The sequence below is a fragment of the Algoriphagus aquaeductus genome (assembly GCF_003253485.1).
In the GTDB taxonomy this organism is placed as follows: domain Bacteria; phylum Bacteroidota; class Bacteroidia; order Cytophagales; family Cyclobacteriaceae; genus Algoriphagus; species Algoriphagus aquaeductus.
This window is the reverse complement of record NZ_QKTX01000002.1, coordinates 66207-89395: the sequence shown is the minus strand read 5'-3', so window position 1 is coordinate 89395 and position 23189 is coordinate 66207. Positions and strand designations below refer to the sequence as shown.

Annotated in this window: 22 protein-coding genes; 15 read left to right on the top strand and 7 right to left on the bottom strand. The window is 45.3% G+C overall.

Annotated features, from left to right (window positions below; genetic code table 11):
- Positions 1 to 43 precede the first annotated feature (43 nt).
- The 5 genes from CLV31_RS02705 (at position 44) to CLV31_RS02685 (ending at position 4405) form a co-directional block, all read left to right on the top strand.
- Positions 44 to 2152, top strand: coding sequence for a peptidylprolyl isomerase (locus CLV31_RS02705; RefSeq protein ID WP_111391344.1), 2109 nt, complete (start codon positions 44 to 46; stop codon positions 2150 to 2152).
- An 82-nt stretch (positions 2153 to 2234) separates the two neighbouring features.
- Complete coding sequence (locus tag CLV31_RS02700; protein ID WP_111391343.1) at positions 2235 to 2501, top strand: DUF493 domain-containing protein; 267 nt, start codon at positions 2235 to 2237, stop codon at positions 2499 to 2501.
- Between the two features lie 10 nt (positions 2502 to 2511).
- A complete protein-coding gene (locus CLV31_RS02695; RefSeq protein ID WP_111391342.1) occupies positions 2512 to 2745 on the top strand; it encodes a 4a-hydroxytetrahydrobiopterin dehydratase in 234 nt (77 codons plus the stop codon).
- Entirely contained in the window at positions 2742 to 3488 is a 747-nt protein-coding gene (gene rsmI, locus CLV31_RS02690) for a 16S rRNA (cytidine(1402)-2'-O)-methyltransferase (RefSeq protein ID WP_111391341.1), read from the top strand. Before CLV31_RS02695 ends, rsmI begins: the two co-directional genes overlap by 4 nt.
- An 86-nt stretch (positions 3489 to 3574) precedes the next feature.
- Positions 3575 to 4405, top strand: a complete 831-nt coding sequence (locus tag CLV31_RS02685; RefSeq protein WP_111391340.1) for an inositol monophosphatase family protein — start codon at positions 3575 to 3577, stop codon at positions 4403 to 4405.
- On the opposite strand, the gene CLV31_RS02680 is transcribed toward CLV31_RS02685, so the two are convergent.
- Complete coding sequence (locus CLV31_RS02680; protein WP_111391339.1) at positions 4380 to 5288, bottom strand: AEC family transporter; 909 nt, start codon at positions 5286 to 5288, stop codon at positions 4380 to 4382. The genes CLV31_RS02685 and CLV31_RS02680 overlap by 26 nt on opposite strands.
- A 327-nt stretch (positions 5289 to 5615) precedes the next feature.
- A complete protein-coding gene (locus CLV31_RS02670) occupies positions 5616 to 5990 on the bottom strand; it encodes a UDP-glucuronosyltransferase (protein ID WP_111391652.1) in 375 nt (124 codons plus the stop codon).
- Positions 5991 to 6435: 445 nt separating this feature from the next.
- On the opposite strand from CLV31_RS02670, the gene CLV31_RS02665 reads away from it, so the two are divergent.
- From CLV31_RS02665 to rpiB, 3 genes are read left to right on the top strand one after another with little or no spacing between them, the layout of a single operon-like run.
- Entirely contained in the window at positions 6436 to 7704 is a 1269-nt protein-coding gene (locus CLV31_RS02665) for a serine hydroxymethyltransferase (RefSeq protein WP_111391651.1), read from the top strand.
- Between the two features lie 16 nt (positions 7705 to 7720).
- Positions 7721 to 8575, top strand: a complete 855-nt coding sequence (gene tatC, locus CLV31_RS02660) for a twin-arginine translocase subunit TatC (RefSeq protein WP_111391337.1) — start codon at positions 7721 to 7723, stop codon at positions 8573 to 8575.
- A gap of 5 nt (positions 8576 to 8580) precedes the next feature.
- Positions 8581 to 9018 (top strand): ribose 5-phosphate isomerase B, encoded by a 438-nt coding sequence (gene rpiB / locus CLV31_RS02655; protein ID WP_111391336.1) that lies wholly within the window; start codon positions 8581 to 8583, stop codon positions 9016 to 9018.
- Between the two features lie 62 nt (positions 9019 to 9080).
- On the opposite strand, the gene CLV31_RS02650 is transcribed toward rpiB, so the two are convergent.
- Complete coding sequence (locus CLV31_RS02650) at positions 9081 to 10706, bottom strand: S8 family peptidase (protein ID WP_111391335.1); 1626 nt, start codon at positions 10704 to 10706, stop codon at positions 9081 to 9083.
- Between the two features lie 94 nt (positions 10707 to 10800).
- On the bottom strand, positions 10801 to 12066 hold the full coding sequence (locus CLV31_RS02645; RefSeq protein WP_181452555.1) for a hypothetical protein: 1266 nt from the start codon (positions 12064 to 12066) through the stop codon (positions 10801 to 10803).
- 211 nt (positions 12067 to 12277) lie between these two features.
- Between CLV31_RS02645 and rbfA the strand changes: the two genes are divergently transcribed.
- Positions 12278 to 12658, top strand: coding sequence for a 30S ribosome-binding factor RbfA (gene rbfA / locus CLV31_RS02640; RefSeq protein WP_111391333.1), 381 nt, complete (start codon positions 12278 to 12280; stop codon positions 12656 to 12658).
- A gap of 14 nt (positions 12659 to 12672) precedes the next feature.
- Positions 12673 to 13899, top strand: a complete 1227-nt coding sequence (locus CLV31_RS02635; protein ID WP_245943306.1) for an FtsX-like permease family protein — start codon at positions 12673 to 12675, stop codon at positions 13897 to 13899.
- A gap of 172 nt (positions 13900 to 14071) precedes the next feature.
- Here the strand turns inward: CLV31_RS02635 and CLV31_RS02630 are convergent, their stop codons facing one another.
- Positions 14072 to 15271, bottom strand: coding sequence for a tetratricopeptide repeat protein (locus CLV31_RS02630; RefSeq protein ID WP_111391332.1), 1200 nt, complete (start codon positions 15269 to 15271; stop codon positions 14072 to 14074).
- A 222-nt stretch (positions 15272 to 15493) separates the two neighbouring features.
- Here CLV31_RS02630 and CLV31_RS02625 point away from each other — a divergent pair, with 222 nt between their 5' ends.
- From CLV31_RS02625 to CLV31_RS02615, 3 genes are all read left to right on the top strand, one after another.
- Positions 15494 to 16093, top strand: a complete 600-nt coding sequence (locus CLV31_RS02625) for a hypothetical protein (protein WP_111391331.1) — start codon at positions 15494 to 15496, stop codon at positions 16091 to 16093.
- A 203-nt stretch (positions 16094 to 16296) separates the two neighbouring features.
- A complete protein-coding gene (gene solA / locus CLV31_RS02620; RefSeq protein ID WP_111391330.1) occupies positions 16297 to 17415 on the top strand; it encodes an N-methyl-L-tryptophan oxidase in 1119 nt (372 codons plus the stop codon).
- A gap of 86 nt (positions 17416 to 17501) precedes the next feature.
- Positions 17502 to 19289, top strand: coding sequence for an ABC transporter ATP-binding protein (locus CLV31_RS02615; protein WP_111391329.1), 1788 nt, complete (start codon positions 17502 to 17504; stop codon positions 19287 to 19289).
- Here CLV31_RS02615 and CLV31_RS02610 read toward each other — a convergent pair.
- Positions 19286 to 19957, bottom strand: coding sequence for a methyltransferase domain-containing protein (locus CLV31_RS02610; RefSeq protein WP_111391328.1), 672 nt, complete (start codon positions 19955 to 19957; stop codon positions 19286 to 19288). The genes CLV31_RS02615 and CLV31_RS02610 overlap by 4 nt on opposite strands.
- A gap of 156 nt (positions 19958 to 20113) precedes the next feature.
- Between CLV31_RS02610 and CLV31_RS02605 the strand changes: the two genes are divergently transcribed.
- The gene (locus tag CLV31_RS02605) at positions 20114 to 21484 is read left to right on the top strand and encodes an exopolysaccharide biosynthesis polyprenyl glycosylphosphotransferase (protein WP_111391649.1); all 1371 of its coding nucleotides are present in this window, start codon (positions 20114 to 20116) and stop codon (positions 21482 to 21484) included.
- A gap of 116 nt (positions 21485 to 21600) precedes the next feature.
- Here the strand turns inward: CLV31_RS02605 and CLV31_RS02600 are convergent, their stop codons facing one another.
- Complete coding sequence (locus CLV31_RS02600) at positions 21601 to 22515, bottom strand: universal stress protein (protein WP_111391327.1); 915 nt, start codon at positions 22513 to 22515, stop codon at positions 21601 to 21603.
- A gap of 104 nt (positions 22516 to 22619) precedes the next feature.
- Here CLV31_RS02600 and CLV31_RS02595 point away from each other — a divergent pair, with 104 nt between their 5' ends.
- Entirely contained in the window at positions 22620 to 23174 is a 555-nt protein-coding gene (locus CLV31_RS02595; protein ID WP_111391326.1) for a 2'-5' RNA ligase family protein, read from the top strand.
- Positions 23175 to 23189 lie beyond the last annotated feature (15 nt).

Genomic DNA, 23189 nt, shown 5'->3' with positions numbered 1-23189 from the left:
TCCTATTATTTTGCGACACTTCAAAAAAAGCGTAGTATCAACAATGGCGTTAATTAAGCAAATAAGACAGCGAACAGGTCTCGCAATCGGTGTAATCGCCGGCGGGTTGATTTTATTCCTCTTGGGTGGGGATCTTCTCAGTCCTAATTCTTCCCTGTTGAATACCAATAAGAATATTGTCGGGGAGATTGCAGGTGAAGAAATCACGCTGGAAGAGTTTGCCCAAAAAGTAGAGGAATACAAAATTTCTTTCCAGCAGCGTTCCGGGCGGGTGCCTTCAGAACCGGAGATGGTTTCCGTTCGTGAGCAGGCATGGCAAGCCTTGATTGTCGAGCGAGTATTTGACGAGGAGTATGAAAAATTGGGATTGAAAGTTTCCAATGCCGAACTCATCGACATGGTACAGGGCAAAAATATCGTCCCTGAACTCAGAGCGCAATTGATCAATCCACAGACAGGACAGTTTGATAAGTCTCAATTGATTTCTTTCCTTCAGACTTTGGAGACCGCCGATCCGGCTCAGCAAGCCGCTTGGGCTCAACAGGAAAAACTTTTTGCTCAGGCAAGAAATCGCGTCAAATATGACAACCTCTTGGCTACTTCCGAATATGCGACTACCGCAGAAGCCAAATTGGAGCATAAATCTGCCAACTCCATTGCGGAAGCTACCGTTTTATTTGTCCCTTTCTATGTGATTCCTGACGGGGATGTCACGATCCAAGACAGCGAACTTTCTGCGTATTTGTCCAAAAATCAGGAAAAATTTAAAGTGGGAAATTCTGCCAACTTGGAGTATGTGTCTTTCAGCATTCTTCCAAGCGGTGAAGACTCTGTGGCAGTGATCAGCCGAATCACAGAATTGACAGAAGGTTTAAGAAATGCTGAAAATGATTCCGCGTTTGTAAGCCAGAATTCAGAGCTTCAGTTTCCTTTTGTAACCATCCAACCGGGCGATCAACTTCCAGCTTCATTGACCTCCAATGTAGAGCAAATCACCAAAGGTGAAACCTATGGTCCATTTGTCACTTCCAATTCCTCCTACGTGACCTACAAAGTCACAGATCAATATGAAGGCACTCCAAAAATGAGGGCTTCTCACATTCTGTTCAGCACAGAAGGAATGGATGATGCAGGGAAAGCATCTGTAAAAGAACAAGCTGAAACAGTACTCGCAGACATCAAAGCCAATGGCAATTTTGCTTTGGCCGCTCGCCAGTATGGTCAGGATGGAACTGCTCAAAACGGCGGAGATTTGGGATGGTTTGCAAAGGCAGACTTCGTAGAGCCATTTGCCAATGCGGCCTATGCTGCTAAATCAACCGGTGTTCTTCCCAATTTGGTGGAGACAGAATATGGGTACCATATCATCGAAGTCACTGAACTTCCTCAATCCTCTTACACCAAACTTGCGGTCTTGGAATTGGAGTTGGTCGCTTCAGATATGACCCGTAATGAGGCATTCCGAAATGCGGATTCATTTGCTGCTGAAAGCGGGAATAGAAATCAATTTACCGAGAACGCCACGGATAAGAATTACAGAATCCTTCAGGCTAACAATGTGGATGCTTCTTCGAGAAATATCAACAACATCGCCAATGCAAGAGAAGTCGTGATTTGGGCGTTTGGTGATGCTTCAGTTGGACAGGTTTCTCCGGTATTCGAATTGGACAATTCCTACGTGGTAGCCACTTTGGTAAGCAGAAAAGAAGAAGGCAAAGCCAAGCTTGAAGATGTGAAAGACCAAGTCAAGCAGCTCGTGCTGAATGACAAAAAGACGGCAATGATTCAGGAGAAACTTGCAGGAAAAACCACCTTGGAAGAGATGAAGGCCGTATTTCCGGATGCTTCTCTCAATGATGTTCCCGGTTTAAGATTGAGCACTTCGGTGATCCCGGGGATCGGATTCGCGCCAAAAGCAATCGGTTCTATTTTCGGATTGGGAGCAAGTGGTCAGATCACCAAGCCTATCCAAGAGGATATCGGCGTAGTAGTTGGTCGATTGAACAGCCTTACTCCTGCCTCTGAAATCGGTGATTACACCTCATATCAGGCTCAATTGAGTCAAAGCGCTTCTCAGAGAATGACTTATCAAATCATGATGGCCCTACAGGAACTGGCCAATGTGAAAGATTATCGATACAAATATTTCTAATTCGAATACTCCAAGGAACCCATGTTGAAAGACATGGGTTTTTTGTTTTATAGAATCTTGGAAGAAAGGAGTATTTTCGATTATGAAAAGTAAATTTGATAAGCAGGCCTTCAAGGAAAAGCTCGAGTCAGTGGGCCAATTTCCCATGCTTTACATGTTCAAATTCATTGTTCCTGCCGGTAAAGTACAGGAAATAGAGGCCTTATTTCCCAGTCATGAAGTGAGTCTCAAGCCCAGCAGTGGGGGAAAATACGTGAGTACCACTGTCCAAATGATGGCTGTCAGTGCAGATTTGGTCATAGAAGTCTATGAGAAGGCCGCTCAGATCGAAGGTGTCATTTCGCTTTAACGTTTAGGATATGTGGATAGAAGAAAATAACCGGTTGAAAAAGAAGTTCATTTTTGGGGATTTCCAGGAGGCATTCGCTTTTATGACAAGAGTGGCATTTCTTGCCGAACAGCATAACCATCACCCCAATTGGAGTAACGTGTATCATACAGTAGAAATCGAGCTGACTACGCACGACGCAGGCAATGTGGTCACTGAAAAAGATCGCCAACTCGCGAAGGCCATTGATGGGATTCAAAAATGAGTGAAGTGACGGTCAGTCTCTATTTGGTTCCTACTCCGATTGGGAATCTCAAAGATATTACCCTAAGAGCCATTGATACGCTCAAATCAGTGGACGTGATTCTTGCGGAAGATACCCGAACAAGTGGTATCCTTCTGAAACATCTTCAAATCACGAGGCCACTCCAGAGCTATCATATTTTCAATGAGCACAAGGCCGTGGAAAAGCTGGTGGATCGGATGAAAAAAGGCGAAGTATTTGCCTTGGTGAGTGATGCGGGGACTCCTGCCATTTCTGATCCGGGTTTTCTGTTGGTAAGAGAGGTGATTGCCTCAGGGCTGCATGTCCAATGTCTTCCCGGTCCCACTGCGTTTGTTCCCGCATTGGTCAATAGTGGATTGCCCAATGACCGCTTTGTGTTCGAAGGGTTTCTACCGCACAAAAAAGGGCGAAAAACCAGGATCGATTCGCTCTTGGAGGAGTCGCGCACCATGATTTTTTATGAATCGCCACATCGACTGATCAAGACCCTGGAGCAGTTGGCGGAGGCATTCGGGCCTGACAGACCAGCATGCGTGTCCAGAGAGCTTTCCAAGCTTCACGAAGAAAATGTCCGAGGGACCTTGACCGAACTGGTTCATTACTATGAGACTAATCCACTGAAAGGAGAAATTGTGCTTGTCGTAGCCGGATGCCCTGAGGTAAAAGAAACACGCGAAGAAAAGCAGGAGAAAAAACATGCTGCTTGGAAAAAGAATAACTAGGGCAGAAGAATCAAGAGACTCGACTTGAGATACAAGAAATTGTATTCAGGAAGCTAGACAAACTTTGTAATTACCATTATCTCCATATGATTACCCAAGAAATACTCAGTCAACTGCTGGAACAAACCCAAGAAATCGCCAAAGAGGTCGGAGCTTTTATCCGAAAAGAAAGGCAACATTTTGACGTGGAAAAGGTGGAGCATAAGGGGTTCAATGACCTGGTGTCTTATGTGGACAAACAAGCAGAACGTCAGATTGTGGAGAAGTTGAGTGTGATTTTTCCTGAGGCAGGATTTATTACCGAGGAGGGAACGAATACTACGCAAGGAGAAACCTACAACTGGGTCATCGATCCCTTGGATGGGACTACCAATTTTATTCATGGGATCCCTGTCTTTGCAGTCAGTATTGCCTTAATGGAGAACGCAGAAGTAATTATGGGCGTGGTCTATGAAGTGAATCGGCACGAGTGTTTTTATGCGATGAAGGGAGGAGGCGCATTTTGCAATGATACCAGAATCCGGGTGAGTCAGGCTCCAGATCTTTCGGCTTCACTCATTGCCACGGGCTTTCCCTATTACAATTTTGACCTGATCGACCGTTACCTCAATTCGATGAAGTCCCTGATGCAAAAATCACATGGGCTCAGGAGAATGGGTTCAGCTGCCGTCGATTTGTGCTATGTGGCTTCCGGAAGAACCGAAGGCTTTTTTGAATACAATCTGAATTCTTATGATGTCGCAGCCGGTGTGATTTTGGTTCAGGAAGCGGGAGGAAGCGTGACGGATTTTGCGGGAGGAGATGATTTTGTTTTCGGGAGAAATATCGTCGCCAGCAATGCGAAAATCCACGGGGAGTTTCTGGAAGTCTTGGGACAGTTTTGGGATGGGGTTATCCTAAAAGAAAATACCAAATAGCCAACGAAATGGCCGAAATCGGCATTCCAAGCCCTGAGAGTAGACTGGCCAGTCGAGGCTGAAGCCCAAACTGGATGGCAATGATAGAACCCGTAATCATGGGAGCCATTCCGCTTTCCAAGACGGTCACTTTAAATTCCAGAGAACGGCTGTCCATCACCTGAGAATAGATAAGCCAAACCAGGGCTGGAGCCAAAATCAGCCGATATCCCAGTCCATACCAGAAAAACTTGGAAGAAATGGATTGCAGATCCACCGAAAACCGCAAGCCGATCACAAGCAAAGCCATGGATGGCATCGTTTTACCGATGATTTGAAGACTGGGGATCAACACCTCCGGCGTTGGGATCTGAAACAGACTCATCATCAGCGTTCCGACTAAAAATCCAAAGGGCGGAAACTTTAAGATTTTTAGCGGGACTTGTTTCAGGCTTTCACTGTGATTCCCATACAGGGATCCTACCAAAATTGACAGCGAGGAGACTAATAAAAACGAACCTCCTTGATCGATCAGCAACGCAATGGGTAATCCTTCCCTTCCATATAAACCTTCGATCACCGGGAAACCCAAAAAGGAGGTATTGGCTAAGCCCGCCACGATGATGAGACATCCGGTTACATTTTTTCCCCAATTCAATTTTTTTCCCAGGTATCCAAAAATGCCCCAGGAAAGTAAAAAAGTAAACCAAGCAGCCGAGACAGGGATCAATAATCCCCAAGAAGGTTGGATTTTAGGAATATACAGGAGTGCTAGTGCTGGAAGGACGATATAGATCAGGTAGGCTTGTACCCAATTGGCTGCCTTTTCTGAAGGGAATTTGTCCACCTTTTGAAGGACCAAACCCAAGAATAAGCACAGAAAAGCGACCAAAGCTCCAGTCATGTCCGAATATACTGAGGAAGGATAAGGTTTAACATAAAAATAATTTGGAATTCGGCTAGTATACTGATTACCAGCGTACTTTTGAATTGAATTTATTGAACCGATGACGAAACTTATTCCCGTTTTTATCCAAGGCAAAAAGTGGATCCAAATTTCTCAAATGTCTTTCGACCAAGCGGCTTCACTTCGGGCGTGGTTGCCAAAGGATCAGCTGAAAAAGCTAACGTTTCAAGGGATCACACTTAATGACTGCCTTGATTTTGAAATCTACGAGTGCTGGTTTCGTCAAAGCATGGCTTTAGGCTTTACCACACCCGTTATGGACTTTTAATCTAATCCATAATTTTTTCGCTTTTCTAAAAAGTATTGTTCCAACTGTGGATAGTAGGTGCTTTCTGCCTGAGGTATCCCGTCCAGTACCAATTCCATGGAGCTATCATGGGTGTCGGTGTTGAGTTGCATGCCTTCAATCAGGTAAATCATATCCTCCAAATTTAGCGGCTCCCAGCTGCTTCCCGGATAAATGACATAGTCATTTCCGTAAAAATCCACTGCCTCGTATTGGATTTTGCCTTCGACCCAATGGGCATAGAGACTGATTTGTTCGCCCCAGGTACTTTCGGGATAATGAAGTCTGACCAGTTGGACAGAGGTGGTTTCTTCTGTGAAAAAATGGCTTGGTCTGAATTTGAAATCAATCATGGTCACGGAATGGTGAGATAAAGGTTCATTGCGGTAGGGCAATCCTGAGTATTTCTCTCCCAAATCTAACGGTTCATCCCGGAAGCTAAAAACGATGATCTATAGGCTTCCGATAAACTATATCCACCAATGAAAATTCGGAAAACTACCTTTTCTGACAAAAACCTATTTAGCTCATGTGTTCTTGATTTTATTCTGCCGGGATATAATCTGAGCAATCCAAGCTTCTCCTTGCCTCTGATATTCGGAAGGAATTTAGGCCTCAGTACCCATTTCTGGGACATTTCCCAATCCCGGTTTTTGTCGGCCGATAACTTTTCTTCTTTGCTGGGTCACATCTGTTTTTCCACATTGGATAATAAGGACTTTCGGGCTATTTTTGGGCTCCTATATCAAGGACTCCAGAGAAGTCCATTACCATTTCATTGCTTTCAAACCCCCGATTATGAAAAGAGATTCGCTTGTTTTTGATCTGATCGACAGAGAAGAAGACAGACAGAAGAGAGGCATCGAACTGATCGCTTCCGAAAACTTCACCTCCAAGCAGGTCATGGAAGCTGCAGGGAGTGTACTCACCAATAAGTACGCCGAAGGACTTCCCGGGAAGCGCTACTACGGCGGTTGTGAAGTCGTCGATCAAATCGAACAGATTGCTATCGATCGAGCCAAGAAACTCTTTGGGGCAACTTGGGCCAACGTTCAGCCTCACTCCGGAGCTCAGGCAAACGCCGCGGTAATGTTGGCTTGTCTGAAGCCTGGCGATGCCATTTTGGGATTTGATCTCTCGCATGGAGGTCACCTGACGCATGGCTCTCCGGTCAATTTTTCCGGAAAACTTTACCAGCCTCATTTTTATGGAGTGGAAGAAGAAACCGGTGTCATTGATTACGACAAGGTGGAAGAAAAGGCCTTGGCCGTGAAACCCAAAATGATCATCTGTGGTGCTTCTGCTTATTCCAGAGACTGGGATTATGAAAGACTCAGAGAAATCGCCGATGAGGTCGGGGCACTTCTTTTGGCAGATATTTCTCATCCCTCTGGCTTGATCGCGAGAGGATTGCTCAAGGACCCCTTGGAGCATTGCCACATCGTCACTACCACCACACATAAGACCCTCAGAGGACCTCGAGGTGGTTTGATTATGATGAGAGAAGACTTCGACAATCCTTGGGGATTGACCACACCAAAAGGAGAAATCCGTAAAATGTCTGCTTTACTGGACATGGGCGTTTTTCCGGGAACTCAGGGTGGGCCTTTGGAGCATATCATTGCGGCCAAAGCAGTGGCTTTCGAAGAGGCGCTTTCAGATGAGTACATGCATTATGTGATTCAAGTCAAAAAGAATGCATCCGTTATGGCAGAAGAGTTCGTATCTCGTGGATATCAGATTATCTCCGGTGGGACCGACAATCACCTCATGCTGATCGACCTTAGGAATAAAGAGTTGACAGGAAAGCTTGCGGAAGAGACTCTTGGCAAAGTGGATATCACGATCAATAAAAATATGGTGCCTTTCGATACCAAGTCTCCTTTTGTGACATCAGGCATGCGTGTGGGTACCGCTGCTGTCACCACCCGAGGTCTGAAGGAAGAGGACATGCGGAAAATCGTCGCATTGATCGATCGCGCACTTCAAAACCATTCCAATGAATCTGAGCTCGCAGCCATCAAAGCGGAGGTCAATCAGTGGATGGTACAATTTCCCCTATACTAATTACTAGCATCCCAACGTGGCATTAGATCAATATCAAGAGGAGGAAGAAGGAATGTCCTTTTTGGATCACCTGGAAGCATTGCGCTGGCACTTGCTTCGATCCGTAGCAGCAGTTTTGATTTTCACAGTTGCTGCTTTTTTAGCAAAAAGTATCGTTTTTGGGGTAATTATCCTGGGTCCTTCCAAGGTCGATTTCCTCACGTACAGAGTGCTGTGTGACCTGGGCAATTCGCTTGGTATTGCTGCTCTTTGTATCGACGAACTCCCATTTACGATCCAAAGCAGACAGATGACAGGGCAATTTTCCATGCACATGACTTCCAGTTTTGTGGTGGGGTTCATTGCTGCATTTCCTTATGTCTTTTGGGAGGTTTGGAAATTCATCAGCCCGGGATTGTATGATAAGGAAAAAAATGCCGCCCGTGGTGCGGTGTTTTTCGTGAGCTTGTTGTTTTTGACAGGTGCTGCCTTTGGATATTATGTACTTTCCCCCCTTTCCATCAATTTCCTGTCCAACTATCAATTGGATCCGAGTATCACCAATGAGTTTGACATTACCTCCTATGTGACTACACTGACCATGTTGGTGCTGGCATCTGCGATTATGTTTCAGCTGCCGGTGGTGGTCTATTTCCTTTCCATGTCTGGGTTGGTGACCTCCAAAATGCTAAAAGCCTACAGGAGACATTCTATTGTGGTGATCTTGGTCGTTTCGGCGATTATTACACCTCCTGATGTGATCAGCCAATTATTGATTGCTATGCCTATTTTGGTGCTTTATGAAGTCGGAATTATGATTGCCAAAAGGCTGGAAAAAAAGAGGGCACTCAAACAGGCTGAGTTTGATCAAAACCGTGAATCAGAATCGTAATTGAAATGGGAAAGAAAATCGCTATCGGCGGGGATCACGCCGGATTTGAATACAAAGGAAAATTGGTGGAGAAATTGACCTCCTTAGGGTATGAAGTGAAAGACTTTGGCCCATATTCTTCAGCTTCGGTAGACTACCCTGATTTCGTGCATCCCCTCTCTTCTGCCATTGAAAAAGGTGAATTTGAATTGGGAATCGTGATTTGTGGCAGTGGAAATGGCGTGGCGATTACGGCAAACAAGCATCAGGGAATCCGCGCTTCACTCTGCTGGAATGAAGAGTTGGCGGCCTTGGCTAGACAGCACAACAATGCGAACGTCTTGGCTCTCCCGGCCCGTTTCATTTCGTATGAATTGGCAGAAAAACTGGCAGAAATCTTCCTGACCACTCCATTTGAAGGCGGAAGGCATCAGAATCGGGTCAATAAGATCGCCTGTCAATAAAAAACGCACAAAAAAGCCCTTGAATTAAACTCCAAGGGCTTTTTTGTGAGCAGGGGCTTGACTTACAGGGAGTCTTGCCCGGCAGCCACTTTTCCCGCCAAGATCAGTGCATTGTAGAGATTGGCGATTTTTCCGGATTTGCTGAGTTGGTCTAGGGTTTTTTCCTCCTCTCCCACTTTCACCCGGATCGGAACCGCCAAACCGGATTCCATAATGACTTTTTTAACGTCTGCTGCCGTAAGTTGTGGATAGTACGAACGGATCATGGCGGCGATTCCTGCTACCGCAGGGGCGGCCATGGAGGTTCCACCCTGGAAATCATACTCGCTACCAGGCATAGTCGAGTAAATCTGATCTCCCGGAGCAAAAATATCCACGTTCTCTTTTCCATAGTTGGAGAATGAGGCAATCATATTGGATCCGTACACCGGTGACAATGCCCCAACGGTCAGGTAATTGTCCACAATTTCCGGAGCGTTTTTGCCCAAATGGTCATTAGGGAAGTTGGGATTTTCAGGGTCATCGAGATTGTTTCCGTCATTTCCCGCGGCGTGGACAAATAAGACGTCTTTGGATGCGGCATATTTCAAGGCGTCATACACCCATTCCGAGTTGGGGGAGAATTTTTTGCCAAAGCTGGCATTGATTACTTTGGCGCCGTTGTCTGCCGCATATCGGATCGCGTATGCGATGTCTTTGTCATATTCATCCCCATCCGGCACGGCTCTCAGGCTCATGATTTTGACCGATTGAGCCACACCGTTTACGCCCTTTTTGTTGTTTCGGACAGCAGCAATGATTCCGGCCACATGGGTTCCGTGGCTTTCTTCCCCGTTTCGGATATTCGGATTGCCATTGCCGTAAGGAGTGTCGGCATAGTCATAGGGATTATCCCCGACTGGCTTCCTTCCGTCAAAGTCAAGGTTCAGATTGTAGTTTACCTGGGATTGGTAATACTTGATACCATCTTGGAGATCCGACAGCGCGGAAGGAATGTCCTGCCCCATGCCGATCACCTGACTCAAAATCCCAACCTGCTGTTCTTCTTGGGGAGATTGAGGTCGATACTGTTCCAGATCGTCCAAAGAGTAGTAGGCTTTACCGAGTTTCTTTTGAATATTTTGATGAGCCTGATTGACAAATTGTTCTATTTGCTGGAGTTGGGGAAGTGCGGCTTTGGCTTCGGGAAGTTTGGCTTGAAGCTCCTCTTGGGCTTTTTGCTGAAGGGCTTCATCACCCAATTTCAGTCTCAGGATTCGGGCAAATTCCAATTGCTCGTGATAGGATTCTCCCAGAAAGTTATATCCGTGGACATCATCCACGTATCCGTTGCCGTCATTGTCTATTCCATCTCCCGGTTTTTCTTCCGGATTGACCCAAAGGATGTCTTTTAAATCTTCATGATATAGGTCTATGCCTGAATCAATCACCGCGACAATGACCGGCTGGCCTTTCTTTTTTTTGATTAATTCTTCATAGGCCCGATTGACACTCATCCCCGGGACTGTATCACGGACCAAATCCAGGTGCCCCCAACGCTGGGACTGAGCTTCACTCAATTCAGATATTCTGGGGCTTGTGCTCTGGTAAGAAAGTGAGTCGGCCGTAATCCAGGCCGAAGTGCTGCATCCTGATACCATTCCTCCGATACCGAGGACTGCAATTGACTTTATTAAAGACTTATTCATAGACTAAATGTAACGACGTATAACCGGTTTTGTCTTTTATTACTTTGTTAAAAAAGGTAAATGGACCAAGCTTTAGGATAGGTCATGACTCGCCTTATTTGGAAGAGAAAACACCTGGACTTATTTCCTGATAATATTCCTTCAAAGCCGGCAATTCTTCTAACAAGGATTTGAACTGACCATCTTTATCCAAAACAAAATCCGGGTTTTGTTGGGTGATTTTTTGAAAGATCTGAGCTTTTTGAGCCAATGTTTTTTCTTTTGACAGGTAGGATTTAGACAGATGATAGTTGAGAAAAGGACCGCCTAAAGGAGTTTCTTGATACCCGGATGCGTCATTACCCATAATCATAAGGCTTCGGCCTGCCGGAATAGAAAGATCTTTAACCGGGTGAATAAAATACCGAGAGTCTGTCTCCACTCTTGAATTCCAATAGGCAATTCCTCCGATGGGAAGGCCAAGCACCAATAAAACAAATGAAAATCTGGCAATCATGCCGGTTTTGAAATGTAGAAAAAACTGAGTGATGAGATAGGTGAGTCCCGGAATGAAAATCAGCAATTGGTAAGAGGCTTGTCTTTTGACCAACAGAAACACCAAGGCTGAAAAAATCAACCAAAGGATGATCAATTGTCTTTGTTTTTGCTGATTGATGGTCGCTCCTCTGAGGAAAGAGCCGACAAAAAAACCGGCCAAAGCAAGTGAAATCGGTAATATTCCCGGGACTGCCCAGCTGAGGTAGGGCTGGTAATCATATCCCTCATAAGAAAAAATCATAGGCCAGATTTGAAGCGCTTCCTCCAGTCCGTCATTCCAGAAATAAAACACCAGAATCAACAGAATGGGAAGGAAAAATCCAACCAGGGCCAGGAACAACTGCCGGATTGAAAAACCGGAAATCAGAAGGCCCGTGAAGATGATATAAGGCAAAAACAGGATAAAGTTCAGGTGAAAGCCTGTCGCCAATCCCCCATAAATGCCAATCAAAAGGGTGGATTCACTGGTTTCTTTTTGAAGGACAGTCTGAGAAAAAAGCTGCCCAAGTGCCAGCATCAAGAAAGTGCTCCCCAACAAAGTGGGAGACAAGCTCATCATATCGAAGGAAAAATGATACAGTGCAGCCATGATGATCGCTGGTAAGTAAGTGTTTTCGTCAAACACCCGGTAACGGATCAAGATGGTATTCCAATAAAAGACCTGGGAAAACACCAATAATCTTCCCAGAATATCATAAACCAACTCATTTCTACCAAAGAGGTAATGGATGGCGGTAAACATGCCGGCGGACAGGGGGCCGGTGTCATCCATGACATCCTGATACAGGGAATACCCTTGGGTCAATCGCTCTCCGAGGACCATCCAGAGCAATTTGGGTTCGGTAGTGGGAAAAGGAAAGAACCACAGCACAACCATCCCGAACAAAATCAGGTAGAATACTATTCCTATAAGTCGAAAGGGATCGTTTACTTTAAAAAAACTGAGCAAGGTATATCAGGGAGGTTGAGTTGGATTGGGTCGAAATTAAAGCTTGCCCAAGTATTTCGCTAAATTTGTACCACAAATACTTTATATGGAAAGCAAAAGACAACAAAAATATGCCAAATTGATCCAAAAGGAGCTTGGAGACATCTTTCAGAAAGAAGCAAAACCACTCGTGGGAAGAGCAATGGTGACCATCACCCGGGTTATGATGAGCCCCGACTTGGGTTTTGCCAAGGCTTACCTCAGCTTTTTGATGGCAGATTCCAAGACGCTCTTCGATTCGATCAATGATCACAAAAAGGAAATTCGCCATGCCCTTGCCAAGCGTATTGGCAAGACGGTTCGTGTAATTCCTGAGTTAGCCTTTTTTCCTGACGATTCTGCCAGCTATGCGCAGCACATGGATAAGGTGATTTCGGATTTGAATATTCCCCCTGCACCAGAGGAGGAAGAAGAAGAGGAAGATTAATCCTGTTTATCCTCGTGAATACCAGTTCCTTCATTGCCGGGCGATATTTTCGCAGTAAGAAAAAACGAAATTTCATTACTGTGCTTTCCATTATTTCCATGGTGGGAGTAGCCATCAGTACCATGGCCTTGGTCGCGGTAATGTCGGTTTTCAATGGACTTGAGGATTTGATCCGAAGTATCTTTGCCAGTTTTGATGCGGAGCTGAAGGTGGAGCCTGTCAAAGGAAAGAGTTTTGTGGCAACAGAGGAGTGGCTGGAGTCTATCAGAACGCTGGAAGGCGTGGATATCCTCACCGAAGTGATCGAAGACAATGCCTTGCTTGAATATCGGGGAAATCAGCAAGTGGCTCGACTCAAGGGGGTATCTGAGAATTTTCTGGAGCAAGGCCGTTTTTCCAAAGGGTTTTTCTGGGGAGACACTACCTTGGGGACTCCCCTTCGCCCGGGTGCCATTATGGGTAGAGGACTTGGTTTTTTTCTCTCTGTCAATTTGGGAGAAGTCAACTCCTCCCTCAAAGTATATTATCCCAAGGCGCCTCGATCAGCGGGCAGTATTGATCCCAACCAGCTCTATACCAGTGCACAGATCGAGCCTCGGGCATTCTTCAGCATTGAACAGCGATTTGACAATGAATTTGTAATTGTTCCGCTGGAATTTGCAAGAGACCTTTTAAACTATGGGCAAAAGCGAACTTCCCTTGAGATCAAGGTGAAAAAGGAATACAAAATAGCTGAAGTTCAAAAAAACCTGGTCAGGCACCTTGGCCCTGATTTTTTGGTGAAAAATGCTGACGAGCAGCATGCCGGCTTGATCCGCACCGTCAAATTGGAAAAGCTTTTCGTTTTCCTCACGTTGACCTTCATTTTGGCAATCGCCTCATTCAATATTTTCTTTTCCCTGAGCATGCTCGCGATCGAGAAAAAGAAAGACATCGCCATCCTGAAATCCATGGGAGCGAAAGACAGCCTGATTCGTGGCGTTTTTTTGAAGCAGGGGGCTATGATTGCTTTTTCAGGCGCTTTATTGGGATTGGTGTTGGGTTTTGTGGTCGTCTGGGTACAGGAGACATTTGGGCTGATCACCTTGGGAATTTCTTCCGGCGTGGTGGATGCTTATCCGGTCAGGATCAATGTCGTTGATTTCGTCTGGATAAGCCTTGCAGTAGTGTCGATCACGCTGCTTGCTTCTTGGAGGCCGGCTTGGATTGCTTCTCAGGTGGAGACTGTCAAGGAGTTGTAATCTAAGGTGATGGTCCCCAAATGCACCACCGGCCAAATCCACATTGATTAATGGGTCGGGTGCTTCCACAACGCTCTGCACAGGCGACCGAAGATACCCAAAAACTTGAGGCTGACCTGGTCTTCTACACCTTAAGATAAGCTTCGGAAAAAGACACGGACATCCACAAAATCTAATTCGCCCTGCAGATTTTGTTCCAGGCGGTTTGTGCTTCGGGCATCCCCATTTCCATTGCCTTTTTAAGATCTGCACACGCAGACTTGCCACCGGATATCCGATGAATGGTGATTCCCTTATGATAGTATCCGCTGGCCAGATTTGGATCGTAGAAGGTCACCAATGTAAAATCCGCCAAAGCACTTCTGAATTCATTCATTCGATACCTCGATTGACCTCTGGTGAGAAGAACTTCCACGTTTTGAGGGTCCAATTCCAGCGCTTTTGCAAAGGCACGTTCCGATTCCCTGAAATTTTTCAGATCTACCCAGGATTTTCCCAAATAAAACCAAATCTGATCGTCATTGGGATCGAGCAGGATGGCTTCGAGAAAATCTTCCTTGGCGCCTTTAGGATCCTGATGACTCAGCCGATAGAATCCTCGCTGTTTGTAGGTTTCCGGATTTTCGGGTGCACTGGCAATCGCCAGGGTGAGTTCTTCCAAAGCTTCTTCGTCCGTATTTTGGCTCAGGAAGACCATCCGCTGTCGGGAAATAAAATGGTCAGGGTTAAGTTCGAGGGCTCTTAGGTAGTTCGTTTTGGCCTCGGTTTTTTCCCCCATCAGTGCCAAGACTTTCCCCTTTTCGGAATAAAAATCCGGATCATCGGGCTGGTAGTAAATGGCGGAGTCTAAATAAGTCAAGGATTGGGTATACTCCTTCAGTTGCATGCTGCATAGCCCCAAATGGTAATAAGCATGCGCAGGATTGGGAGTTTGCGGTGTAAACATCCTCGAGAAACCGCTTCCTGTGGCCGATTTCTGGTAGATAATCTGGGTGGTTTCTCCCCTGGGCAATTTGAGGTAGGCATTGAAATCTTCTTTTGCCAATTCATACCTTTTTTGAAGATACCTGATCCGGCCCCGTTCCAGATATACTTCTCCCTGCTCAGGAAAGAAAGTAAGGTAGGCCGTCAGATCAATTTCAGCGAAATCATATTCTTTAAACCGCTCTCGTATTCTTCCCCGGTAAAGGTAGATTTCTCCATCATTGGGATGATCCCTCAGCCAGGAATCCAGTAGGACGAAGGCCAGTTGGAGATCGTTTTTTTCATAGGCGTCCAGTCCGACTTTCCTTCTTTGAGGATCGGGAACGATCTGTTGAGCCAAGCTCTTAGCCATCAGAAAAAACAGGAGCAAAAAGCAACAGGTGCGCATCCTTCAAATTTGGTATTCCTTTCGTCATTTTCAAGGCAATCCTTCGAATTATGTTTTTTGTGCTGTAAAAGACGGATTGTTGTGTTGGAAAAGTGTAAAAGCTTGGTTTTCAGAATTCCACCGGAAAAAAATTTCCATTTGGGACTTTAAAAACTCGATAACATGTCAATAAAGGCACGTTTATTGAAACCCAAGGTCCGATAGTTTAAATTCAATCGCCCCATGATAAAATTAATACCCCCAACCCTCGTCGTGGTTTTCTTCCTTTTTCATTCCGCTGTAAATGCCCAAGATACCACCACCACTCAGAATTCGCTCAATTCTGGAACCATTGCCAGTCAGTTTGAATACATCTATCGGGTTTCCAACAATTTTCAAGAATATGAAGTGGTAAAAAAAGCCAATCTGGAGAAGCTAAAATCAAATATTATGGATTCGCTGAAAGTTCTTCGAAGCGAGGTGGTAGACCTAAAAACCAATCAAGCCGTATGGAATGATTCTATTCAAGCCATGGCTGAGAAGTTGGAAAAGGCCGAAATTGAGAAGAATGAAGCAATCAAAGAAAAGGACAGCTTTTCCTTTCTCGGCATACCTATCCAAAAAACCGTCTACTCTTCCATGATGTGGATGCTGGTGGCGGGTCTGGGAATTGCACTTGGGTTTTTCTCTGTCCAGTTTTTCAGAAGTTTCGGCCGAATCAAAAAGGCGCAGCAAGATCTGGAGCTCGTGCAGGAAGAATTTGATCAACACCGTAAAAACACCCTGGAAAGAGAGCGAAAGCTCAAGCGGGAACTCATCGATGCACAAATGGGAAAGAATTAATCCCTAAGCCGGAATATTTCTCCGGCTTTATTTTTTATGGATATACGAAACTTTGCCAGTCACTCATCTTAAACATTTGAAGATCAAGATTACGACAAGTTTTTGTACATCTTTGGTCTTCGGCCTTCAGACCCAAAATCAAAGGGAATTCGTTGACAGGCAAAATAGCGTATAATCAGAATTTTTTGTCTTATTATTCTGGGATGGAAGCGGAAATCTTTGACGTGGCTGTCGTGGGCTTAGGTGCAGTGGGTAGCTCGACCCTTTACCAATTAAGCCGAACCGGTGCCAAAATCATAGGAATAGACCGATTTGAACCTCCTCATACTTGGGGCTCAAGTCACGGAGAAACTCGTATCACCCGTTTGGCGGTGGGCGAAGGGGAAGAATATGTCAGTCTTGCCAAGCGTTCCCATGAAATTTGGGAGGAGGTGGAGCTGCTTTCGGGTCAATCCATCAAAACCCGGACAGGAGGTCTGTTGATTGATTCGGGTCAGGATCCTTGGTCCAAACATGGATCGGAGGGGTTCTGGGACAGGACGGTACGTTTTGCCAACAATCAAGGCGTTGAACATCAGCTTCCTACGCATGCAGAGCTCATGAATCAATTTCCGGCATTTCAAATTCCTCCCTCCGGTAAAGTGTATCATGAGCGAGAGGCGGGTTTTCTCCGACCCGAATTGGCGATTCAAACTCAGCTCCAACTGGCTAAGGAAAATGGGGCAGAAATCCGATACCATGCTCCGGTTCTTTCCGTCAGGAAATCAAAAGACGGATTTCACCTTCAATTGGAAAATGCGGAGGTAAAAGCAAAAAAAGTAATCTTGACCGCAGGAGGTTGGATCAAGGATTTTTTACCTTCTAATGAGCTCCCACGATTCAAGATTTGCAGACAAGTGCTCCATTGGCTAGAGATTGAGCCGGGTATCACGGACTGGGCTTCCTACCCGGTGTGGATGTGGGGTTTTGGTCCTCAACCTGAGGATTTCATCTATGGTTTTCCCACCTTGGATGGGCATACAGTAAAAATCGCCTCCGAATCATTCTTGGATGTGGGCCATCCCTCGGCAGTAGTCCGTGAAGTCAGCTCAGAAGAGCAGGATTTTTTTTGGGAGAAAAAGATAAATGGGAAGATCAAAGGCTTGAAAAGAAATTTTGTCCGCTCCAAGGTTTGCTTTTACACCGTGACTGATGATGCCAAGTTTGTCATCGAGCCCATGGAAGGCAATTCTGATTTTCTTTTTGTCTCAGCTTGCTCTGGTCATGGCTTCAAGCATTCGGCTGCTTTGGGTGAGGTATTGGCTCGAAGAATTGGATTTTAAATGCTGAGGTCGAACACATCTTTGTCTTTATTGCTAATTAAATTTTGAAAGTTCTACTTTTGCCAACTTAATTACACCTGATAGAAATGGCCAAAAAACGCGGAACTGCACTGGAGCCTGAGGAAAAGCGGAAGTTGAATAAGCAGAATCTGAGCAAACTGGGTGGGATATTTCGGTTTCTGATGCCCTATCGTTGGGCATTTTTTTCCGGCCTTATTTTCCTGCTTTTTTCTTCCCTCACCTTACTGACATTTCCCTTTGTGGCAGGGAAGCTGATTGATACCGCTCAGGGAGGGGAATGGGTTGTCAGCGACGTGAACAGTATAGCCTTGATTCTGATCGGAATTTTGGCCGTCCAAAGTATATTTTCATTTTTCAGAGTTTGGCTTTTCGCTTGGGTGTCGGAGCGGTCGATGCGAGACATCCGATCAGCCCTGTATTCGCGATTGGTCCGTCTTCCGATGAGTTTTTTTGACAAAAGAAGAACAGGAGAATTGATCTCCAGGATCACTTCGGATGTCAGTCAGCTTCAGGATACATTTTCCACCACCTTGGCGGAGCTTTTTCGACAGGTTATCACTCTCGTTGCAGGCATTGGATTTTTGTTGTTTAACACACCCAAACTTACCCTGTTCATGTTAGGCACATTTCCGGTGCTGATTCTTATTGCGATGGTATTCGGCAAATTTATCCGAAGGCTTTCCAAGAAGACGCAAGACGAACTGGCTGCGGCCAATGTCATCGTGGAAGAAACCCTTCAATCCATCACCACAGTAAAATCCTTTGTCGGGGAGTCATATGAGTCAAATCGCTATAGCAAGGGCTTGGAAAAGGTCTTGGGTGTCGCTTTGACGACGGCCAAATATCGAGGCGCTTTTATTTCCTTTATCATTTTTGCCTTATTTGGAGGAATCGTCGGGGTGATGTGGTACGGAGCCAGCCTGGTGGCTTCAGGTGAGATGAGTGTGGGCGAATTGGTGTCCTTTGTCCTTTACACCACCTTCATCGGCGGATCGATTGCAGGATTGGGAGATATCTACAGTCAGCTACAAAAGGCCATCGGGAGCTCTGAGCGGGTACTGGAAATCCTGAATGAGAAAGCTGAAGAAGAGTCCGGGATTACCTCTACCAATTTTTTGGGAGAAATTCAATTTGAAAAAGTAAGATTCAGATATCCTACACGGCCCGAAGTGGAAGTGTTGAAAGAGGTTTCGTTTCACATAAAACCCGGAGAAAAGGTAGCCTTGGCTGGACATTCCGGTGCAGGCAAGTCCACGATCATCCAGTTGCTCTCTAGATTTTATGAAGTAGATCAGGGTAGTATTCAAGTAGATGGGCGAGAGGTCAAGGACTGGGATTTGAAAGCATTGAGAAGCAAAATCGGCATTGTCCCCCAGGAAGTGTTGCTTTTTGGCGGATCAATCCGGGAAAATATCGCCTATGCCAAACCGGAAGCCAGCGAAGAGGAGATCATATTGGCTGCCAAAAAGGCCAATGCCTGGCAGTTTATTGTCCAGTTTCCGGAAGGCTTGGATACCTTGGTCGGTGAGCGTGGCGTGAAGCTTTCGGGAGGTCAGCGGCAGCGGGTAGCCATTGCGAGGGCGATTTTGAAAGATCCGGCCATTTTGATCTTAGATGAAGCGACTTCGTCTCTTGATGCCGAATCTGAATCCCTGGTGCAGGAGGCATTGGATGAGTTGATGAAAGGGCGGACTACCCTGATCATTGCCCATCGATTGGCTACCATTCGAAAGGTGGACTGTATCTATGTGCTCAGCGAAGGCAAAATAGTGGAGCAGGGAAGCCATCAGGAGCTTTTGCAAAACTCCGCCGGATTCTATTCCAATTTGGTGAGATTGCAGTTTGCAGACTAGCGCAAGGTGTGGGCTGTGAGCGATTTGGTGAGTCCCAGGGCTTTTTCCCTGAGTATTTTTCCCTCCGGAAACAGCGCTCTCATCTCCTGCTCATCAAGCAGGCGGATTTCATCCAGATACTGTCGTGCAGCCTCTTTTTCCCAGCGTTTCAGTCGGCTGAGTCTGGTCTTGGTTAAAAGAAAAAACACGAGCCCCTTGGGAAGAAACTGAGCAAAGGGCAAGGCGTAATGCGCTTCGATGGGAAAATATTTATCCGGGGTTTGAATGAAGTATTTCCTTCCGACCCGGCGGATTTCAGCGGCCATTTTATGTTGATTTTCCAGCGTGAATAGGTGCTCAATCACGGAATTGGAAAAGACCAAATCGAAACTTTTGTCGGCAAATTCCTTCATATCGGTGGCATCTCCCTGGACGGCCTGAATATGCGGATGGGTGGTTTTTTCGGTGTGAAGGTTGAGCAGCGTGATGCGTACGCTCGGAAGGGATGGAATTTGACTGTTTTTCCAGAAATAATCTGTGCCGCCCACATCGAGAATTCTGATCTCTTTTTCGGGATTAAAGTTCCTAAAGAATAGCTTTTCAAATTTTTTGAGCCTTTTGGCTCTGAATTTTGCCCCAAGTGAATTTGGGTTATCCGATGAGGAAAAAAGTTCGTAAATAAAACGCATGAAAGAGGGATGGGAGATCGCAGTATGATAAATAAAGCCAAAAGTAATAATGCTTGAGAATTTCTTTCTTAATTTTATCGCGCAATTCTATTCAAGAACTTCTGAATTGTCTGGTTTTTGCTACGGCGAGAATAGTGCTTGTAATTGCAAATTTTTATGAAGAGAAGATTTGATACGTATTTCCCTTGGCTGTTTACTGCGAGTGATTTTTTGGCCTCATTGCTGACTTTGGCAATGGCCAATTGGTTCATGCAAAAGATGGGCATCTTCCAAGGTGTTGAATTTCCTGCGTTTTTACCCCTTGGGCTTCTTTGGATGCTGATTTCCACCTTGAGGAAAGACTACAAAATCGGAAGGACGGATGAGTACGATCAGACACTCAAAAGCTTAGCAGTTACGCTGCTTTGGTTTTTGGGAGTCACCTCCATCCTTTGGACGCCCTTGCAAGCTGGTCCATACCGTTGGATTCAAATTGTTTCCTTAGGCCTCACTTTGGGGATAATCATGGGGACTTTTCGTGTCGGGGTACACATGGTCTTGCGTCAATATCGGGCCAAAGGAAATAATTACCGCAATGCAGTCATCGTGGGAAAAGGAGGAACGAGTCCCAAACTGGCGGATGTGTTCAAAATCAGGAAGGATTTTGGAATCAATTTTCTGGGATACTTCGACGATCAGGCAGATTGCCATCAGACTCGAGGAGGGATTGTGTCTTTCTTTGAAGAGGCTCCCCATCTTGATCTAGACCTGATTTACATCCATGAGCAGCTAGATTCTATTTTGGTCAAGAAAATCATTGCATTTGCAGATGAGAATTACATCAAGGTAAAAATGATCCCCGGAAGAAGTCTGCAATTGGAGAAGAATCTTTCCTTCTCCCGATATGGAGATTTTTTTGTCATCAATGTCAATGAAATTCCACTTGACAACCCGCTGAACAGCTTTGCAAAGCGTGTATTTGATGTGGTTTTTGCAGGGTTGGTTACTCTTTTCATCTTGTCTTGGCTGATTCCTTTGGTGGGATTGCTGATCAAGTTGGAGTCTCGGGGTCCGGTCTTCTTCATTCAGAAGAGAAATGGCATCAACAATCGGGTATTCAATTGTCTTAAGTTTCGCTCGATGACTCCCAATGACTATGCGGACACCCTTCAGGCGACAAAAAACGACCCCAGAGTCACCAGAATCGGTTCATTTTTGAGAAATACCTCGTTGGATGAGATGCCTCAGTTTCTCAACGTACTTATGGGAGACATGTCGATTGTAGGCCCCAGGCCTCACACCATTCCAATGAATGAAACCTTCCGTACTCAAATTGAACGGTACAACTCCAGGCATAAGATTAAGCCGGGCATTACCGGTTTGGCTCAAGTGAGAGGCTTCCGGGGAGAAATTGAGAATCCTCATCAAATCCGATCCCGTGTGCGTCTGGATTATTTTTATATCAATAATTGGTCTTTTCTCCTGGATATGGAGATTATGGTGAAAACAGTCTATGAACTGCTTTTCAACCGGGAGAATGCCTATTGAGCGCAGATTCTTTTCGGATTTGATTTGCTCGAATTCTTAACTCAAAACCTTTGTCATACAAAAGCCCTCCTGTTGATTCGGGAGGGCTTTTGTGCAAGTTTTTTGATTTCTGACTCCTAGATTTTGAACAAGGCATCAAAGAATCCCATGGTTTCTCCTTTCTTTTTGAAGATAAGCATGGGGAGCAGTTTGTTGGCATGGATGAGCTTTTCAGCGGTGCTGCCAAGGAGGATAGCTGCTGAGGCAGTTCTTCCTCTCGAACCCAAAAGAATCACATCCGCTTCCGCCTTTTTGGCAAATTCAGTGATTTGTATTCCGATATTTCTTCCATCATTGAGCAGCAGCTCACATTCCAAATCTGTTTTTTCGTGCTTGGAGACAAATTTTTTGAAATCCTTCCTGGCATTTTCCTTCATGATCTCCGAAAATTCTTCATAGGTTTTTCCGGTCTTTGAATAGCCGGTGGGTACCTCATACACATGCAAAGGAATAAGTTCGGCTCCGGCAGTGGATGCAACCCGCTCCGAAAACTCATAAATCATGTGGTTGTGTGATGAAAAATCCGTGAGGATGAGGATCTTTTTTGGGAGTTTGACAGGCCGTTTTTCCTGGAGAAGTAAGATGGAGCATGGCGCCTTTTTGGCCACACCATCAGCTAAAACTCCATTTCCGGGCAAGTCTTCTTTTCTTCCCATGACGATCAGGTCGGCGTCCTTCAGCTTGGCCCATCTGAGAAAAGTATCCAAAGGATGACTTCCTTCTTCTACAAATGCTTCCACCTCGATATCTTTTGGAAAAGAATGTTCTTTCAGCTTGTTGTGAATCATTGCCTCGATCGATTCATCAGTAGGGGAGATCAGATCGGGATATAGGGCAAGTATTTCTTGAGGAATTTCGAGGTTTTTGGCCACATGTACGAAGTAGCATTTTTCGATTCCAAGAAATTTGGAAAGGGCTACTACTTTTTTGATCAGGATATCATCCATCTCAGTGAGGTCCAGGCCTACCATGACCTTTGGAAAGTACTGCATAGTTAGGGTTTTAAATCCGCCTTAAGTTAAAGGATAGATTGGGGAAATTGAATAGTTTTTTACGAATTAGATGTCTCAATTTGATTTCGGGTATTTTTGAAAGGATGAAAAGTATTCAAAAATATTTCCTTGCCCTTTTGCCCCCCGAACCGCTCCTTTCTAAATCCACCCAGATCAAGGAGCAACTCAGAGATCGGCATCAGGTCAAGTATGCCCTCAAGTCTCCTCCGCATATCACGGTGAAGATGCCTTTCTCCTACAACGAAGCCAAAGAGGATCTTTTGGCGGAAAAACTCGGTGAATTTTTAAAAGATCAAGCCCCGCTTGCCATTTCGATTGCCGGGATAGGGACGTTTGGTAACAGGGTTATTTTCCAGCAAATCATCTCGGATGAGTTGCTTTGGGATTTTCAGTCTAGGCTGGGGGTGTTTTGCAAAAGGGAGTTGCTTCTTACCAACGAATTGAGCGATAGGAACTTTCATCCGCATATGACTTTGGCTTTCAAGGATCTTAAGCCAAGTAAATTCTCAGCAGTATTGGAGACCTGTAAAGCGCTGCAGTTCTCTGGAAATTTTCTGGCCGATAAGCTCTTTCTTCTCAAAAGGTTAGAGGGAAAATGGAAAATCTGCCGCGAACTTCAGTTTGGACGAAGTTTTTGAAGAAACCCGGTGTTT

What these genes read in the sequence shown, in the direction of transcription:
- CLV31_RS02705 (WP_111391344.1), top strand. Translation starts at nt 44, where the DNA reads ATGGCGTTAATTAAGCAAATAAGACAGCGAACAGGTCTCGCAATCGGT.
- CLV31_RS02700 (WP_111391343.1), top strand. Translation starts at nt 2,235, where the DNA reads ATGAAAAGTAAATTTGATAAGCAGGCCTTCAAGGAAAAGCTCGAGTCA.
- CLV31_RS02695 (WP_111391342.1), top strand. Translation starts at nt 2,512, where the DNA reads ATGTGGATAGAAGAAAATAACCGGTTGAAAAAGAAGTTCATTTTTGGG.
- rsmI (WP_111391341.1), top strand. Translation starts at nt 2,742, where the DNA reads ATGAGTGAAGTGACGGTCAGTCTCTATTTGGTTCCTACTCCGATTGGG.
- CLV31_RS02685 (WP_111391340.1), top strand. Translation starts at nt 3,575, where the DNA reads ATGATTACCCAAGAAATACTCAGTCAACTGCTGGAACAAACCCAAGAA.
- CLV31_RS02680 (WP_111391339.1), bottom strand. Translation starts at nt 5,288, where the DNA reads ATGACTGGAGCTTTGGTCGCTTTTCTGTGCTTATTCTTGGGTTTGGTC.
- CLV31_RS02670 (WP_111391652.1), bottom strand. Translation starts at nt 5,990, where the DNA reads ATGATTGATTTCAAATTCAGACCAAGCCATTTTTTCACAGAAGAAACC.
- CLV31_RS02665 (WP_111391651.1), top strand. Translation starts at nt 6,436, where the DNA reads ATGAAAAGAGATTCGCTTGTTTTTGATCTGATCGACAGAGAAGAAGAC.
- rpiB (WP_111391336.1), top strand. Translation starts at nt 8,581, where the DNA reads ATGGGAAAGAAAATCGCTATCGGCGGGGATCACGCCGGATTTGAATAC.
- CLV31_RS02650 (WP_111391335.1), bottom strand. Translation starts at nt 10,706, where the DNA reads ATGAATAAGTCTTTAATAAAGTCAATTGCAGTCCTCGGTATCGGAGGA.
- CLV31_RS02645 (WP_181452555.1), bottom strand. Translation starts at nt 12,066, where the DNA reads ATGGTCCTCGGAGAGCGATTGACCCAAGGGTATTCCCTGTATCAGGAT.
- rbfA (WP_111391333.1), top strand. Translation starts at nt 12,278, where the DNA reads ATGGAAAGCAAAAGACAACAAAAATATGCCAAATTGATCCAAAAGGAG.
- CLV31_RS02630 (WP_111391332.1), bottom strand. Translation starts at nt 15,271, where the DNA reads ATGCGCACCTGTTGCTTTTTGCTCCTGTTTTTTCTGATGGCTAAGAGC.
- CLV31_RS02625 (WP_111391331.1), top strand. Translation starts at nt 15,494, where the DNA reads ATGATAAAATTAATACCCCCAACCCTCGTCGTGGTTTTCTTCCTTTTT.
- solA (WP_111391330.1), top strand. Translation starts at nt 16,297, where the DNA reads ATGGAAGCGGAAATCTTTGACGTGGCTGTCGTGGGCTTAGGTGCAGTG.
- CLV31_RS02615 (WP_111391329.1), top strand. Translation starts at nt 17,502, where the DNA reads ATGGCCAAAAAACGCGGAACTGCACTGGAGCCTGAGGAAAAGCGGAAG.
- CLV31_RS02610 (WP_111391328.1), bottom strand. Translation starts at nt 19,957, where the DNA reads ATGCGTTTTATTTACGAACTTTTTTCCTCATCGGATAACCCAAATTCA.
- CLV31_RS02605 (WP_111391649.1), top strand. Translation starts at nt 20,114, where the DNA reads ATGAAGAGAAGATTTGATACGTATTTCCCTTGGCTGTTTACTGCGAGT.
- CLV31_RS02600 (WP_111391327.1), bottom strand. Translation starts at nt 22,515, where the DNA reads ATGCAGTACTTTCCAAAGGTCATGGTAGGCCTGGACCTCACTGAGATG.
- CLV31_RS02595 (WP_111391326.1), top strand. Translation starts at nt 22,620, where the DNA reads ATGAAAAGTATTCAAAAATATTTCCTTGCCCTTTTGCCCCCCGAACCG.